General features: G+C 68.1%; 14 protein-coding genes. 4 read left to right on the top strand and 10 right to left on the bottom strand.

The annotated features are described in order from the left end of the window. Positions 1–38 precede the first annotated feature (38 nt). From pseI to DL991_RS02775, 4 genes are read right to left on the bottom strand one after another with little or no spacing between them, the layout of a single operon-like run. Positions 39–1,094 (bottom strand): pseudaminic acid synthase, encoded by a 1,056-nt coding sequence (pseI, locus tag DL991_RS02790; RefSeq protein ID WP_125780609.1) that lies wholly within the window; start codon positions 1,092–1,094, stop codon positions 39–41. Between the two features lie 30 nt (positions 1,095–1,124). Continuing rightward, positions 1,125–1,577 carry a GNAT family N-acetyltransferase gene (locus DL991_RS02785; protein ID WP_125780608.1) on the bottom strand — a complete coding sequence of 151 codons (453 nt, stop codon included), beginning with the start codon at positions 1,575–1,577 and terminating at the stop codon, positions 1,125–1,127. A gap of 3 nt (positions 1,578–1,580) precedes the next feature. Further along, a complete protein-coding gene (locus DL991_RS02780; RefSeq protein WP_125780607.1) occupies positions 1,581–2,021 on the bottom strand; it encodes a hypothetical protein in 441 nt (146 codons plus the stop codon). A gap of 36 nt (positions 2,022–2,057) precedes the next feature. Further along, positions 2,058–2,687, bottom strand: a complete 630-nt coding sequence (locus tag DL991_RS02775; RefSeq protein ID WP_125780778.1) for a hypothetical protein — start codon at positions 2,685–2,687, stop codon at positions 2,058–2,060. 144 nt (positions 2,688–2,831) lie between these two features. On the opposite strand from DL991_RS02775, the gene DL991_RS02770 reads away from it, so the two are divergent. The 3 genes from DL991_RS02770 to DL991_RS02760 are packed head-to-tail and all read left to right on the top strand — an operon-like array spanning position 2,832 to position 5,515. Beyond that, positions 2,832–3,776 (top strand): ABC transporter permease, encoded by a 945-nt coding sequence (locus DL991_RS02770; protein ID WP_199746218.1) that lies wholly within the window; start codon positions 2,832–2,834, stop codon positions 3,774–3,776. A 3-nt stretch (positions 3,777–3,779) separates the two neighbouring features. After that, entirely contained in the window at positions 3,780–4,610 is an 831-nt protein-coding gene (locus tag DL991_RS02765; RefSeq protein WP_125780606.1) for an ABC transporter ATP-binding protein, read from the top strand. Next, positions 4,607–5,515: a glycosyltransferase gene (locus DL991_RS02760; protein WP_125780605.1), complete on the top strand. Its 909-nt coding sequence runs from the start codon at positions 4,607–4,609 to the stop codon at positions 5,513–5,515. Before DL991_RS02765 ends, DL991_RS02760 begins: the two co-directional genes overlap by 4 nt. 88 nt (positions 5,516–5,603) lie before the next feature. On the opposite strand, the gene DL991_RS02755 is transcribed toward DL991_RS02760, so the two are convergent. The 4 genes from DL991_RS02755 to DL991_RS02740 all read right to left on the bottom strand — a co-directional run bounded on the left by DL991_RS02755 (position 5,604) and on the right by DL991_RS02740 (position 9,009). Continuing rightward, the gene (locus tag DL991_RS02755) at positions 5,604–7,061 is read right to left on the bottom strand and encodes a hypothetical protein (RefSeq protein WP_125780604.1); all 1,458 of its coding nucleotides are present in this window, start codon (positions 7,059–7,061) and stop codon (positions 5,604–5,606) included. A 9-nt stretch (positions 7,062–7,070) separates the two neighbouring features. Further along, positions 7,071–7,622 carry a DUF3558 domain-containing protein gene (locus tag DL991_RS02750; protein WP_125780603.1) on the bottom strand — a complete coding sequence of 184 codons (552 nt, stop codon included), beginning with the start codon at positions 7,620–7,622 and terminating at the stop codon, positions 7,071–7,073. Positions 7,623–7,628: 6 nt separating this feature from the next. After that, positions 7,629–8,105 carry a hypothetical protein gene (locus DL991_RS02745; protein ID WP_233598648.1) on the bottom strand — a complete coding sequence of 159 codons (477 nt, stop codon included), beginning with the start codon at positions 8,103–8,105 and terminating at the stop codon, positions 7,629–7,631. 139 nt (positions 8,106–8,244) lie between these two features. Continuing rightward, entirely contained in the window at positions 8,245–9,009 is a 765-nt protein-coding gene (locus tag DL991_RS02740; protein WP_199753796.1) for an ESX secretion-associated protein EspG, read from the bottom strand. A 115-nt stretch (positions 9,010–9,124) separates the two neighbouring features. Here DL991_RS02740 and DL991_RS02735 point away from each other — a divergent pair, with 115 nt between their 5' ends. Continuing rightward, positions 9,125–9,367, top strand: a complete 243-nt coding sequence (locus DL991_RS02735; RefSeq protein WP_016330689.1) for a hypothetical protein — start codon at positions 9,125–9,127, stop codon at positions 9,365–9,367. Here DL991_RS02735 and DL991_RS02730 read toward each other — a convergent pair. Both DL991_RS02730 and DL991_RS02725 read right to left on the bottom strand, forming a co-directional pair. Then, positions 9,364–10,377 (bottom strand): acyl-CoA dehydrogenase family protein, encoded by a 1,014-nt coding sequence (locus DL991_RS02730; RefSeq protein WP_125780600.1) that lies wholly within the window; start codon positions 10,375–10,377, stop codon positions 9,364–9,366. The two genes, DL991_RS02735 and DL991_RS02730, sit on opposite strands and share 4 nt — an antisense overlap. Before the next feature lie 257 nt (positions 10,378–10,634). Further along, positions 10,635–12,560: a glycosyltransferase gene (locus tag DL991_RS02725; protein ID WP_125780599.1), complete on the bottom strand. Its 1,926-nt coding sequence runs from the start codon at positions 12,558–12,560 to the stop codon at positions 10,635–10,637. Position 12,561 lies beyond the last annotated feature (1 nt).

Genomic DNA, 12,561 nt, shown 5'->3' with positions numbered 1-12,561 from the left:
GGAGGCCTTCACGGACCAAAGCGCCCTTCAGCCACTCCCTAGATCAGGCCCCAGGTGAGCGCGGTGCCCTTCGGGACGTCGGAGGCGAAGGTGCGGCCGAGCACGTTCACGATCTCGGCGGGCGCCAGCCCACCGGCGGGCCGGATCGAGCGCACGTTCTCCCGCGTCACCGTGTCCCCGGCGCGCACGTCCTCGACGACGTAAAGGGAACGCCGCAACCGCAGGCCTTCCTTCTCGCTCTCACGCGGCCCGATCACCGCCGCGCCCAGCGCTTCCCAGGCGCGGTGCGATTCGGTGACCAGCGCGGCCAGTTCGGCGGGCTCCAGGGAGAACTCCGAGTCGACGCCGCCGTCGCTCCTGGCCAGCGTCACATGCTTTTCGATGGCGACGGCGCCGAGCGCGACGGCCGCCAGCGGGGCGCCGATCCCTGGGGTGTGGTCGGACAGGCCGACGAGCGTCCCGGTCACGCCTGCCAGGACCGGCAGGCCACGCAGGTTGCTCTCGCTGGGCGACGCCGGGTAGCTGGCGGTGCAGCCGAGCACGATCAGCTGGTCGTTGCCCGCCTCACGCGCGGTCCGGACCGCCGCGTCGATCTCGGCGACGCTGGCCATCCCGGTCGAGATGATCAGCGGTTTGCCGGTTTTCGCGCACAGTTCGATCAGCGGCAGGTCGACGATCTCCGACGACGCGATCTTGTACGCGGGCGCGTCCAGCGACTCCAGCAGGTCGACGGCGGTGGGGTCGAAGGGGCTGGAGAAGATTTCGAGGCCATGGGCGCGGGCGCGCTCGAACAGCGGCTCGTGCCACTCCCACGGCGTGTGGGCGCGCTCGTAGAGCTTGTAGAGGTTCTCGCCGCCCCACAGCGAATGCGAGTCGCTGACGCGGAAAGCGGGGGCGTCGACGTCGATGGTGATCGTGTCCGGCCGGTAGGTCTGGAGTTTGACCGCCTGCGCGCCGGTTTCGGCGATCGCGTCGACGATTTCGAGCGCCCGCTCCAGCTCACCGTTGTGGTTACCGGACATTTCGGCGATGACGAACGGCGGATGCCCGGCCCCGATGCGGTGCGCGCCGATCCGGACTTCCTGTGCTGACATGGACGAAACGCCTCCCTGACGACGGTCTGGTCAGGACACAGTCTTACGCAGCTTCCGGAAACCGTCGACGGCAGGCGCGGTCTCGGCGTACCCCGCCCGGTCGAAGAGCGCGGCCGACGCCGCGTTGTCCCGGTGCACCGCGGCCACGACGACCCGCACGGGATGGCTCGCGGTCACGGCTCGTTCGCCTTCCGCCAGCACCGCGCCCGACAGACCGTGTCCCCGGCTTTCCGGCGCGAGGGTGATGCTGACCTCCCAGACACCCTCGTCCTCGCGGTCGAACCGGACGGTGCCGACCGGGACGTCGTCGAATTCGACGACGTACAGCTCCCTGTCCGGTGACGCCAGCACCCCGCGCAGCCAGGCGGAATGTTCTTCGAGCGTGATCACGCCGGTCGAACGGGACGCCTGACGGGTGCGAGGGTCGTTCCGCCAGGCGAGCAGCAGCCCCGCGTCGGCTTCCGTGGCCTTTCGGGCAGGCACGGGCTACTGAGCCTGCTCGATGGTGTCGCGCTGGCGGTCTTCGATCCGGCGCAGCCGGTCCTCGTACCGGGCGATCCCGGCGAGCCGGACGCGGATCTGGGCGTGCTGACGCTGGATCTCCTGGATCAGGCTGCGCGCCTCGGCCAGTTCGGGCTTGTCGGCGTGCGCCGGCAGCGACAGCGACTCGCGCAGATCCTCCAGCTGGGCCTCCTGGGCCGCGACGCTCGGGATGAGGCGGTCGAGCTCGGCGCGGGTCCAGCGCAGGTCGCCGCGCGCGCCCTCGATGCCGCTCTCGGCGCCGTCGAGCCGGCGCCGGTGGTCCGCGGTGGCGTGTTCGAGGTCGTTGACGCGCCCGTTGAGGTCGCGAAGCCGCTCGTCGATCCGGAAGTCGATGAGCCGGGCGATCCGGCCGATCACGCCGCTGCGGAGTTTCTGCACTGCCATGGGGTGGTTCCTTCTCGGAGTGGGCTGGCTGGGAGTTCAGCGCAGGAGTTCGGTGTCGCCGGTCTTCGTCCAGGAGTCCAGCAGCCTGCCCTCGGCGGCGATCTGGTGTTCGGGGCCGACGATGCAGGAGTCGCCCGCGGCGTGCTCCCAGTGTGTCTGGTCGGGGTCGTCGATGAACGAGAACCCGGACAGGACCAGATTGGCGTGCGGGAAAGACGTCCGCGCGATCCAGGCGGCCAGCGTGCCGGTGGTCGACCACAGGCCCTGTTCGCGGCTCGGCAGGCCGAGCGCGTCCGAAAGCGGCAGGACGACCTCGCGGTTCGGCACCGGCACGTAACCGAGGTCCGCGGGCCACCAGCCCGGGATGTCTTCGGGCTCCCAGTGCATCCGGCCCGGCTCGACCAGCAGGTAGAGCCGCTTGCGGTAGTCACGTAAGACGTGCTTGGTGGCGCGGACGGCGCGGTTGAACACGACGACGTGCACCCGGCTGCCGACGGCTTCGGGGCCGCCCGGCTCGTCCACGACGAAGCCGTTGACGCGGATCACGAGGTCGCAGGCGTCGATGGCCTTCGCCCGCCGGGGGTCCGGCGGCAGCGGCTGATTCCCGACCACGGCCACCGAACGAGGCTCCGGCCGGTCGGCGTACGCGGCGAGCAGATTGACCATCAGGCTCGCCTCGCCGAGTGCAGCAGTCATGAGGGCAGAAAGTACCAGCACACGCACCGCGTTCGGGTGCGAATCCGACGGTAGCTTTCCGTGGTCGGGCGGGGCGGCCCAGGCAGCACCGGCCCCATCGGTACCCTCGTTCCCGTGCATGCCACCAGCACGGTTCACGCCGCCGACGGTGCTGCGCCGACCTCGGTTCCGCCGATTTCGGACAGCAAGACCTTTTCGCGCGCGTTCGCCGACATCAAGACCGGTTTCGCCGCCAAAGAGCTGTGGGGACACCTCGGCTGGCAGGACATCAAGCAGCGCTATCGCCGCTCGGTGATCGGCCCGTTCTGGATCACCATCAGCCAGGGCATCATCGCGCTGGGCCTCGGACTCCTGTACTCACAGTTGTTCAACCTGCCGACGGCGACGTTCCTGCCCTACATCAGCACCGGTTTCATCATCTGGGGCTTCATCAGCGGTTGCCTGTCCGAGGGAATGGAGACCTTCATCTCCAACGAGGGGCTGATCAAACAGCTCCCGGCACCGCTTTCGGTGTACGTGCTGCGGACGGTCTGGCGCCAGACGCTGATGCTGGCGCACAACCTGATCGTCTACGTGATCGTGGTCGCGATCTTCTTCACCAGCCTGGACCAGCCGTACGCGATGAGCGGCGCGTGCGTCAACGGCGCGCTGTGCCACCCCGGGCTCGGCTGGTACTCGCTGAGCGCGATCCCCGGCATCCTGGTGCTCGCGCTGAACGCCGGCTGGGTCACCCTGCTGCTGGGCATCATCTCGACCCGCTACCGCGACATCCCGCAGGTGATCAACTCGCTGATCCAGCTGCTCTTCTACATGACGCCGATCGTCTGGCCGATCGACCAGCTGATGGCGGGCGGCGCCCGTGACGGCGTTTCGTGGGCTTTGCCGTACGTCTACGGCAACCCGCTCTTCCACTTCATCCAGATCGTGCGCGCGCCACTGATCGGCCAGGCCGTCAGCATCAACAGCTGGTACGTGGTGCTCGGCATCACGGTCGTCGGCTGGGGCCTCGCGCTGGTCGCGATGCGCAATTACCGTTCCCGCGTCTCTTATTGGGTGTGACAGATGGTCAGCATTGATGTGCACAACGCCTACGTCGACTTCCCCATTTTCGACGCGAAGACCCGCTCCATGAAGAAAAAGGTGCTGGGCAAGGTCGGCGGCAAGATCGGCACCGAAAGCAAGGTGCCGATCATCGAAGCCCTGCACGACGTGAGCCTCCAGCTCAACGAAGGCGACCGGGTCGGCCTCGTCGGCCACAACGGCGCCGGGAAGTCGACGCTGCTGCGGCTGCTGTCCGGCATCTACGAGCCCACCCGCGGCTCGGCGAGGATCACGGGCAAGATCGCACCGGTCTTCGACCTCGGCATCGGCATGGACCCGGAGATCTCCGGGATGGAGAACATCATCATCCGCGGCCTGTTCCTCGGGATGACCGCGAAGCAGATGGAAGCCCGCGTCGACGACATCGCCGAGTTCACCGAACTCGGCGACTACCTCCAGATGCCGCTGCGGACCTACTCGACCGGTATGCGGGTGCGCCTGGCGCTGGGCGTGGTCACCTCGATCGACCCGGAGATCCTGATCCTCGACGAGGGCATCGGCGCGGTCGACGCGGCGTTCCTCAACAAGGCGAAGGACCGGCTCAAGGATCTCGTGAAGCGGTCGGGCATCCTGGTGTTCGCCAGCCACTCGGACGAGTTCCTCTTCGAGCTCTGCGACTCCGCCATCTGGATGGACGAGGGGCACGTCAAGCAGCGCGGTTCGCTGCGCGAGGTGCTCACCGGCTACAAGGGGCGCGACCCGTTCGAGAACATGAGCAAGGAGACACTGGAGCGGTTCGGCGTCGCGGCCGACCCGGAGCCCGTGTCGCTGACGAACGGTGGCCAAGGATGACCAGCGAGACCCGGCAGTTGCCCGAAGGCGCCGTCGTCGGCGTCGTCGTCACGCGCCATCGCCGGGAACTGCTCGCGGACTCGCTCAAGGTGATCGCCGCGCAGACGCGACCGGTCGACCACCTCGTCGTGGTCGACAACGGACCGGACAAGTCGGCGCGGGACATCGTCGAGAACTTCCCGCTTCCGTTCACGTACCTGCCTTCGCACCGCAATCTCGGTGGCGCCGGCGGGTTCGCGCTCGGCATGCTGCACGCGCTCTCCCTCGGCGCGGACTGGATCTGGCTTGCCGACGACGACGGCCGCCCCGCCGACGAGAACGTCCTCGCGATCCTGCTGGACGAGGCCGAAAAGCGGGATCTGGCCGAGATCTCCCCCGTGGTGACCAACATCGACGCGCCGGACAAGCTCGCTTTCCCGTTGCGGCGAGGGCTGACCTGGAAGCGTTCGTCGGCGGAACTGGGCACCGACTTCCTGCCCGGTATCGCCTCGCTGATGAACGGCGCGTTGTTCCGCGCGTCCACTTTGGACGTTGTCGGCGTGCCCGATCTGCGGCTGTTCTTCCGCGGCGACGAGGTCGAACTGCACCGGCGCCTGGTGCGTTCGGGGCTGCCGTTCGGCACCTCGCTCAAGACCGCGTACCTGCACCCGGACGGCTCGGACGAGTTCAAGCCGATGCTGGGCGGCCGGTTCCACGCGCAGGACCCGGAGAACGAGGTCAAGCGCTACTACACCTACCGCAACCGCGGATATCTGCTGTCGCAGCCGGGTATGCGCAAGATCGGCGCGCTCGAAGTGGTGCGGTTCGGGCTGTACTTCATCGGGGTCAAACGGGACCCGAAGGCGTTCCTGCAGTGGCTCAAACTGGTGCGCCAGGGCCGCGCGGAGAAGTTCTACCGCTACTGAGGCGGTCCCCCACTTGAGATGAAAGGCCCCTTCATTGCAAATTTTGCAATGAAGGGGCCTTTCATCTCACTTCCGTCGAGGCGCTGCCCTATTCGCCGATGACCGGCGGCGCGGTGCGCATGTCGGTCCCGAAGACCTCGTCCGGGTCGCCCTCGACGAGGTACGTCGGACGCTGGTGCTCGGTGTCCTCGTCCCCGTCGGCCTGCTGACCGCGGCCACCCATGCCGCCGCCCATCCCGGGTCCGCCACGACCGGCGGCGCCACCGCCGAGGCCACCCATCCCGCGGCCTGCCGCCGATTCGGCCGCGCCGACACCACCGGGCCGGGCCGCGCCGGACGCGGAACCCGAACCGGGCGTGGAACCCGCGCCGCTACCGGGACCGAACCCGCCTCCGCCGCCACCACGGCCGCTTCGGCTGTTGTACTCCGAGTCGCCCATGCCGCCGCCCATCATGGGCGGCGCCATCGGCATGGGGCTCATCGGCATCGCGGTGTTGTTGTTGGGGCCGGGTGTGGTGATCGGCGCCGGCCCGTTCTGGAAGCCGGACGGCGTCGTACCCGACGGCAGGCTGCCGGACCCCGTGGTGCTGCCCGGACCAGGCAGGTTGGAGCCGTAGCCGCCGCCACCGCCGCCACCACCGCCGCTACCCCCGCCACCGCTGCCGGGCGGGATGTAGGTGTTGCCGGGGTTGTTGGAGCCGGGCGTGTTCGAGCCGGGCGGAACCTGGTACGGCTGCCGCTTGCCCGGGTCGTCGATACCGCCACCGCCGCCCTCGCCGAACTTCGGCGGCTCGGCGAACGCCGGCTGCTTCGACGCGGCCTCGTACAAGGACTTGTCGTAGCTGTTCATGGCGGAGGCCGCCTGGGTGTGCGCCTCCTGGCTGTCCTTCTGCTTCTGGATGGACTTGTCGATGTTGTCACCGAGATTGAACGGGTTCGACGTCATCCACCCCCCGACCTCGTCCTTCCAGTCGAAGGGGATCGGTTTGGGCATCGTGTTCTTCACCGTGGAAGCCGCGGTGCCCTGGTCGTAGATCGTTTCGGAGGCGAGCTTCGCGTTCTGGGAGTTCGACTCCGACCACTTGCTGAGGCTCTTGAAATAGCCCTGCGCGTTGCCGGCCGCGTCACCTTCCCAGGTGCCCTGGGAGGCGGTGACGGCCTGGTCCATCGTCCTCGAGAACGTGTCGAAGGCCTTGTGGATGTCGTGGTACGCGGTCGAGACCTCGGAGACCTGTTCGACGTTCAGGTTGCTGTTGACGAACTGTTCGAGCTTCTGGTGGTCGTAGCCGAGGTAGTCGCCGTTGGGCGGCTCGAGCCCCTCGACGTACTTGACGTCCTTGTTCTTGGTCAGCTCGTCGACGGTCTTGTCCCCGACGTTTTCGGAATGCTGCTGGGCTTTGCCCTGAGCGATCAACCGCTGGAAGATCGCGAACGGACCGTCGCCTGCCTCTCCGCTCGCCTTGTCCTGGTAGTACTGATCCCGGGCTTGGGGCGAGAGACCCGCGACATACTCTTCCTCGGTCACATGAGCCTTGTTCGTGGTCATCCTGTCCCCCTAGCCCTTCGGAAGCTTCGGTTCGACGATGTCGGCGATCTTCTCCGCCATCCCGCACGACTTCTCCGGATCCGTGCTGACGACCACGAGGTCGACCCGCGCCGAGGCACTGATTTCGAGCGCCATCAGACAGCTGCCGGGAGGTTTCGGGACGAGCACGGCTTTGCGTCCGTTGACGTTGCCGGTGGTCTTGCCGTTCCCGCCGTCGACGACACTGTCGATCCCCTGCTTGTCACGAACGCCGACGCTGAGGGTGACGCTGTCAGCCGCCGTCTGGGAGTCCTTGGTGAACTCGCAGCCGCGGGCACCGCCCACGTTCCCGGGGACGGGTGGCTCGAAAGTGCCGAACGACGCGAGATCGGCCGCGCCGAAGAGCGAACACGGATCGATCGACGCGGGATCGGCACCACCGGTGGCCGTCGTCGGGGCGGTGGACTCGCCGCCCTGCGCGGGCGACGACGGCGCCGCGGAGGGGGTGCCCGGCTTTTCGGTGGAACAGGCCGCGAGCACGAACGCGGCCGCGGTCAGCGGTACGAGGAGCAGCTTCTTCATTCCGCCTCAGCCCTTGAGCCGATCGAGCGCCTCGACCGTGTCTTGTTCTTTCTTCTTGTACTGCCCTGAGGCCCGTAACAGTGCTTCTTCGGTGTCCAGGACCACCTGCCGGAACTGACCGATCACCGCACTCGCCGAATTGGCCGACTGGGCGGCACCCTTGTGGTCGTGGGCGGCGACGGCCCTGCCGTACGGGTGGTCGCCGAGTTGCGGCGCTTGGGAAAGGTGGACCGTCTTGCTTTCCAGGCTGTTGAGCTCTTTCGCCATGTCGCGCACCGCCTGGAGGAGCGGCTTGACGCCTTCCTCGGTGATCTTGAAACCGCCGCCCTTGGCGGCCGAGACCAGCTTCTGGGTCTCGGCGCTCACCTGGGCGATCGCGGCCGCGTTCAGACCGCCCATCGCGACGTAGTTGGCCGCCGCGCCCATGGCGGAGCCGATCGAGAAGTCCGGTGCCGCCTGTCCGCCGTCCGCTTCGAAAGCCATCGCCCGCCCCACTGCATCGTCTGCTCGCCCGTATCGCCCGGCAGTCTACTAGCCGAGCACCCAGCGCAACGGTGATTCACCGATCACCGAAGATCTCCGGAACTGTGACGAAACGGGCGTCTGCCCGGTTCCCCACGGTTCAGAACTGGCCCTCGAGCTGGGCATACAGCTGTTGCGCGATCCTCGCGTTGTCGGCGGGAGCGTAAGTCAGCCAGCTTTGCCCGTCGGCCGCCTGGCGCGACGTCATCATGAACCGGCCGGCTTCGGTGTCGAACCACGCCAGCGGCGGGAACACCTGGCCGCCGCGGATGTACACGCTGAACTGGCCCACTCGCTTCATCGGCTTCTCGAAGATCCGCTCCACATGCCGCTGCTGCGGATTCGACCCGTGGGAACGGGGACCGCTGACCTGGGCGAAGGGGTCGTACGCGTCGTCGTTCCGAGCACGCTTCGGCGCGCGGGCGGGCTTCGCGATGGTGACCGACTGGCCGGGGCCCGCCGGGGTGAGCGGCAGCAGATCGACGATCGACGCGACGATCGCGGTCGGCCTGGTCTCCTCGAACACGAGCAGGTTTTCGTCCTGGCGCACGACGACCGCGAACTGCCCGTTCGTCGTCGCCCGCGCGAACAGCTGCTTGTCGTTGTCCATCTGCGCGACCGTCCAGACGGCCAGCTGCGGGTTGACGAAAGTGGCGAGCGCGAGTTCGACGTCGGCGTCGAGCCTGCCGCCGCGCATCAGGCCGCGGCCCTCGAGATCGCGGAAGACGGCCTCGCGCACCATCGCGCGCTGATCGGTCGTCGTGCCCATGTGCGGGACTTCGAACGGGGCGGGCGCCGTCCCCAACCGGCCGTATTCGAGCAGGATGTCCACCGCCGCCAGCGACAACGAAAACGAATGCGGCATCGCCATTTCCCCCCGCGGGTGTCTTGTCCGTCGGGGATGAACGTAGTCCACTCGCCCGATACGCCCGCAGCGAACCCGCTTGCCCGGTTGTGATCAAGGCTGGTGCGATGGATTCATGGCAGACCAGAAACCCGCGCTCGTCCTCCATCTCGCCACCGGCGGAGAGCCGCTGCTCTTCGCGCTCACGACGGAAGAAACCGAACGGCTGACCAAGGATCTCTCGCATTTCGTCCGCACCGGTTCGGTGCAGACGATCCAGACGAGGGACGACTCCGAGGTGGCGATCAACTTCTCCCACGTCGCCGCCGCCTACATCGACGACCTGAACCGCAAGACCCGTGTATTCGGTCTCCACTAGTTCCGGGAGAAAAGCTCCAGCAGACCGGTTTTGATCTCCGGGCGGCTGGCGGCGACCAGCAGGAAGGTGGCTTCCCGGACGAGCCGCTGGGGGTGTCGTCCGGCGAGTACCGACGTGCTGCCGTTGGCCGCGACCAGCGCGCCCGCGGCCCGGAACGCGAGCTCCGCGCCCGCCGCCCTGGCCGCGGGCAGCGACGGCGGATCGGCGAGCGCCGCGTCGAGCCGCCCGCGGACGGCGTCGATCTCGGCCCGGATCCCGGCGGCGACGTCGGCCTTGCCGAGATCCTCGATGAGCCTCGCGGCGCGGGCGGCCAAGCCGAGGGGCGCGCAGCCGTTGAGCCGGGACGCGAAGGTGTTGCCCGCGACGAAGTCCGCGTGCGGGGTCTTCCCGTAGACGCGTTCGTCGGCGAGGAAGTAGCGAGTGAAGCCGAGGTGCACGGTGGACGTGCCCTGCGCCGCGACGAGGTCGAGCGGCCGGACCTCCAGCCGCTCCCCCGCCACCGGGTCGATGATCGCGCTGATGACGGTGTCGCCGTCCCGGGCGCAGAGCTGGAGCAGGTCGATGACGCCCCAGCCGCTGACGAACGGGGCCTCGCCGTCGAGCAGGTAGCCGCCGTCGACGCGTTCCGCGCGCAGCCTGGGCGGGGTCGGGATCACCGCGGCGAACGCGGCGCCTGCCTTGAGTTCTCCGCTGATCAGCGCCGGGAGGTAGCGATCGCGCGGTTCGGCGCTGTCGGCTTGGCTCAGTGCCGCGACCAGGCCGTGGTGCTGGATCCAGGTGAACATCGTGCTGAGGCAGCCGCCCGCCATGACTTCGAGGACCTGGACGATCGTCGGGAGGTCGGCGCCCGGACCGCCTGCTTCCTTCGGCGCCGCGAGGCCGTAGAAGCCTTCGGCGGCGAGGGCGTCGAAGTGGCTTGAAGGGACTTCGCCCTTGGTGTCGACTTCGGTGGCTGCCGGGAAGAGGAGATCATCGGCGAGAGCGTGGGCGCGGGCGACCAGATCCGTCATGCCGGTAAGGCTACCCTTACTTGAACCTTCGTGGGTCTAGCGCCGCTAGGAAAGCTAGCGATACTAAAGGTCCCTTGCTCCCTTTTTCGAGGGCCTCGAGCGCTCCCGATGTGGCATTGGGGTCGTTGAGTGTCCCCAATGCCACATTGGGAGCACTTCGCGAGCGGTACCGGGGCCCGAGTGAGATGAAAGGCCCCTTCATTGCAAATTTTGCAATGAAGGGGCCTTTCATCTCACGCCAAGTGTGCGAAGCGGGCCTACAGCTCGTAGAGCCGCTTCCAGTTCTCCCGCGAGGTCAGCTCGGGCATGGAGCGCTTGTACTGCTCCTGCACCGCCGCGCCTTCCTTGCGGAGCCGCTGGATCACCTTCGCGCCCCGGCGCGCCAGGTCGAACATCTTCGCGCGGTCGTACGAGCGGACCCGCACGCCTTCCTGCGAAGCGTCGGTGACGACGGCGGTGTCGAAGGTCGCGACGTGCCACCAGTGGGCTTCGTCGATCGGGATCGCGCCGAGCGAGTGGCGGCTGCGGCCGAGTACCCGGTCGAGGATCCGCTTGATCAGCACCAGACGCTGCATGCTGGGCCGCGGCGCGCTGTTGATGATGCCGATGTCGTTCGACGCGATGCCCGGGACGTCGGTGGCCTTGTGCCGTTTGGTCTCGGGGTACTCGTCGCGGATCCGGCGGATCTCCTTCATCGCGGCGACGCCGCCGTCACGCAGGACCTCCGGCCCCTCGAGGAAGTCCTCGACGGCCTTGATCAGCGTGGCGGACAGGCCGTACTGCATGCCGAGCAGGTACCGGACCAGCTGCGCGATGAGCACGCGCGAGAGCAGGTTCAGGTTGAACGGCGAGTGCAGCGCGGCGGTGATGATCGAGTTCCGCAGGTTGAAGTAGCGGTGCCACTCGTCCCAGTCCTTCCAGTGGAAGTCGGCGTGCCAGACGCCGGCGCCCGGAAGGGTGACGGTGGGGAAGCCGTGCGCGCGGGCGCGGTAGCTGTACTCCGCGTCGTCCCACTGGAAGAAGAACGGCAGCGGGTAGCCCGTGGCCTTGACGACCTCGTACGGGATCAGGCACGACCACCAGCCGTTGTACCCGGCGTCGAGGCGGCGTTCCTGGCGGTTCGGCTTGAGGGTCTCCTCGTCGACGCCGAGCAGGTCGGCGGTCGACAGCGAGTGCTGCACCGGCTGGCCGGGTTCCAGGGTGTTCAGCCGGGCGTATTCGGCGCCGACGTGCAGCTGGTTCGGGTGCAGCAGGTTCAGCATCTGCCCGCCGACGATGACCGGGTTGACCGTGCGGTTGGAGAACGCGGTCATCCGGATCACCAGATCCGGCTCCAGCAGCACGTCGTCGTCCATGAACAGGACGTTCGCGTGCTCGGTCTCGGTGTGCCCGGCGACCTCGAAGAGGCCGCGGGTGAACCCGCCGGCGCCGCCGAGGTTCGGCTGCTTGATGTAGTGCAGTTTGTCGCCGAGGTCCTTCGTGACCTGCTCGAAGCCGTCGCGCGACTCGACGAGGTCGGTGCCCTGGTCGGCGACGTAGATCGCGTCGAGCGTCTCCAGCGAGGAGACGTCGGCGGCGAGCGCCTGCAGGTTCGACAGGCAGTCGTCGGCACGGTTCATCGTGCAGATGGTCACCGCGGTCGGGCGGATCTTCTCCGGCGCTTCGACCGTCCAGCGGACGTTCTCGACCCGCAGCGACTGGCCGCCCTCGGTTTCGAGGTCGAGCCAGAGCGCGCCGCCGTCGTAGAACTTGTCGAGCTTCGCGGTGAGCGTCACCTTCTGCTGCTTCGCGCCCGCGACGATCTCGGCGGCGACCACGCGCGCGTCGCCCTCGATGTCGGAGGCACCGACGGACAGCTGGCCGTCACCGGTGACGACGGCCTCGACCTGGACCTCGGTCACGTCGGTCCAGCGCTGCCAGTAGCTCGCGGGGAAGCGCCCGAAATAGGTGTTGCCGGACACCTTCGACGCCTGCTCGATGGCGATGCCCGCGCGGTCGCGCACGGCGGTGCCCCATTCGAGCTCGGCGTAGAGGTCCTTGCTGACGATGGGGGCCGGGCCGGCGTAGAGCCCGCGCTGCGCGGTGAGACGGCCCTGCGGGGTGCGTTCCGCGAAGCGGGTGTCGTCGATAGTGCTCACCATGGCGCTCGGGGCCTCTCCGGTGACGGCGGCTTTACCGGGCATG

The organism is Amycolatopsis sp. WAC 01375 (genome assembly GCF_003947325.1).
GTDB lineage: Bacteria > Actinomycetota > Actinomycetes > Mycobacteriales > Pseudonocardiaceae > Amycolatopsis.
Note: the sequence above shows the minus strand (reverse complement) of the source record. Positions and strands in the feature narration are given on the sequence as shown.

Bases quoted from the DNA above. Each gene is read 5' to 3' on its own strand.
- pseI (WP_125780609.1), bottom strand. From the start codon at position 1,094: ATGTCAGCACAGGAAGTCCGGATCGGCGCGCACCGCATCGGGGCCGGG.
- DL991_RS02780 (WP_125780607.1), bottom strand. From the start codon at position 2,021: ATGGCAGTGCAGAAACTCCGCAGCGGCGTGATCGGCCGGATCGCCCGG.
- DL991_RS02775 (WP_125780778.1), bottom strand. From the start codon at position 2,687: ATGGTCAATCTGCTCGCCGCGTACGCCGACCGGCCGGAGCCTCGTTCG.
- DL991_RS02765 (WP_125780606.1), top strand. From the start codon at position 3,780: ATGGTCAGCATTGATGTGCACAACGCCTACGTCGACTTCCCCATTTTC.
- DL991_RS02760 (WP_125780605.1), top strand. From the start codon at position 4,607: ATGACCAGCGAGACCCGGCAGTTGCCCGAAGGCGCCGTCGTCGGCGTC.
- DL991_RS02755 (WP_125780604.1), bottom strand. From the start codon at position 7,061: ATGACCACGAACAAGGCTCATGTGACCGAGGAAGAGTATGTCGCGGGT.
- DL991_RS02750 (WP_125780603.1), bottom strand. From the start codon at position 7,622: ATGAAGAAGCTGCTCCTCGTACCGCTGACCGCGGCCGCGTTCGTGCTC.
- DL991_RS02745 (WP_233598648.1), bottom strand. From the start codon at position 8,105: ATGGCTTTCGAAGCGGACGGCGGACAGGCGGCACCGGACTTCTCGATC.
- DL991_RS02740 (WP_199753796.1), bottom strand. From the start codon at position 9,009: ATGCCGCATTCGTTTTCGTTGTCGCTGGCGGCGGTGGACATCCTGCTC.
- DL991_RS02735 (WP_016330689.1), top strand. From the start codon at position 9,125: ATGGCAGACCAGAAACCCGCGCTCGTCCTCCATCTCGCCACCGGCGGA.
- DL991_RS02730 (WP_125780600.1), bottom strand. From the start codon at position 10,377: ATGACGGATCTGGTCGCCCGCGCCCACGCTCTCGCCGATGATCTCCTC.
- DL991_RS02725 (WP_125780599.1), bottom strand. From the start codon at position 12,560: ATGCCCGGTAAAGCCGCCGTCACCGGAGAGGCCCCGAGCGCCATGGTG.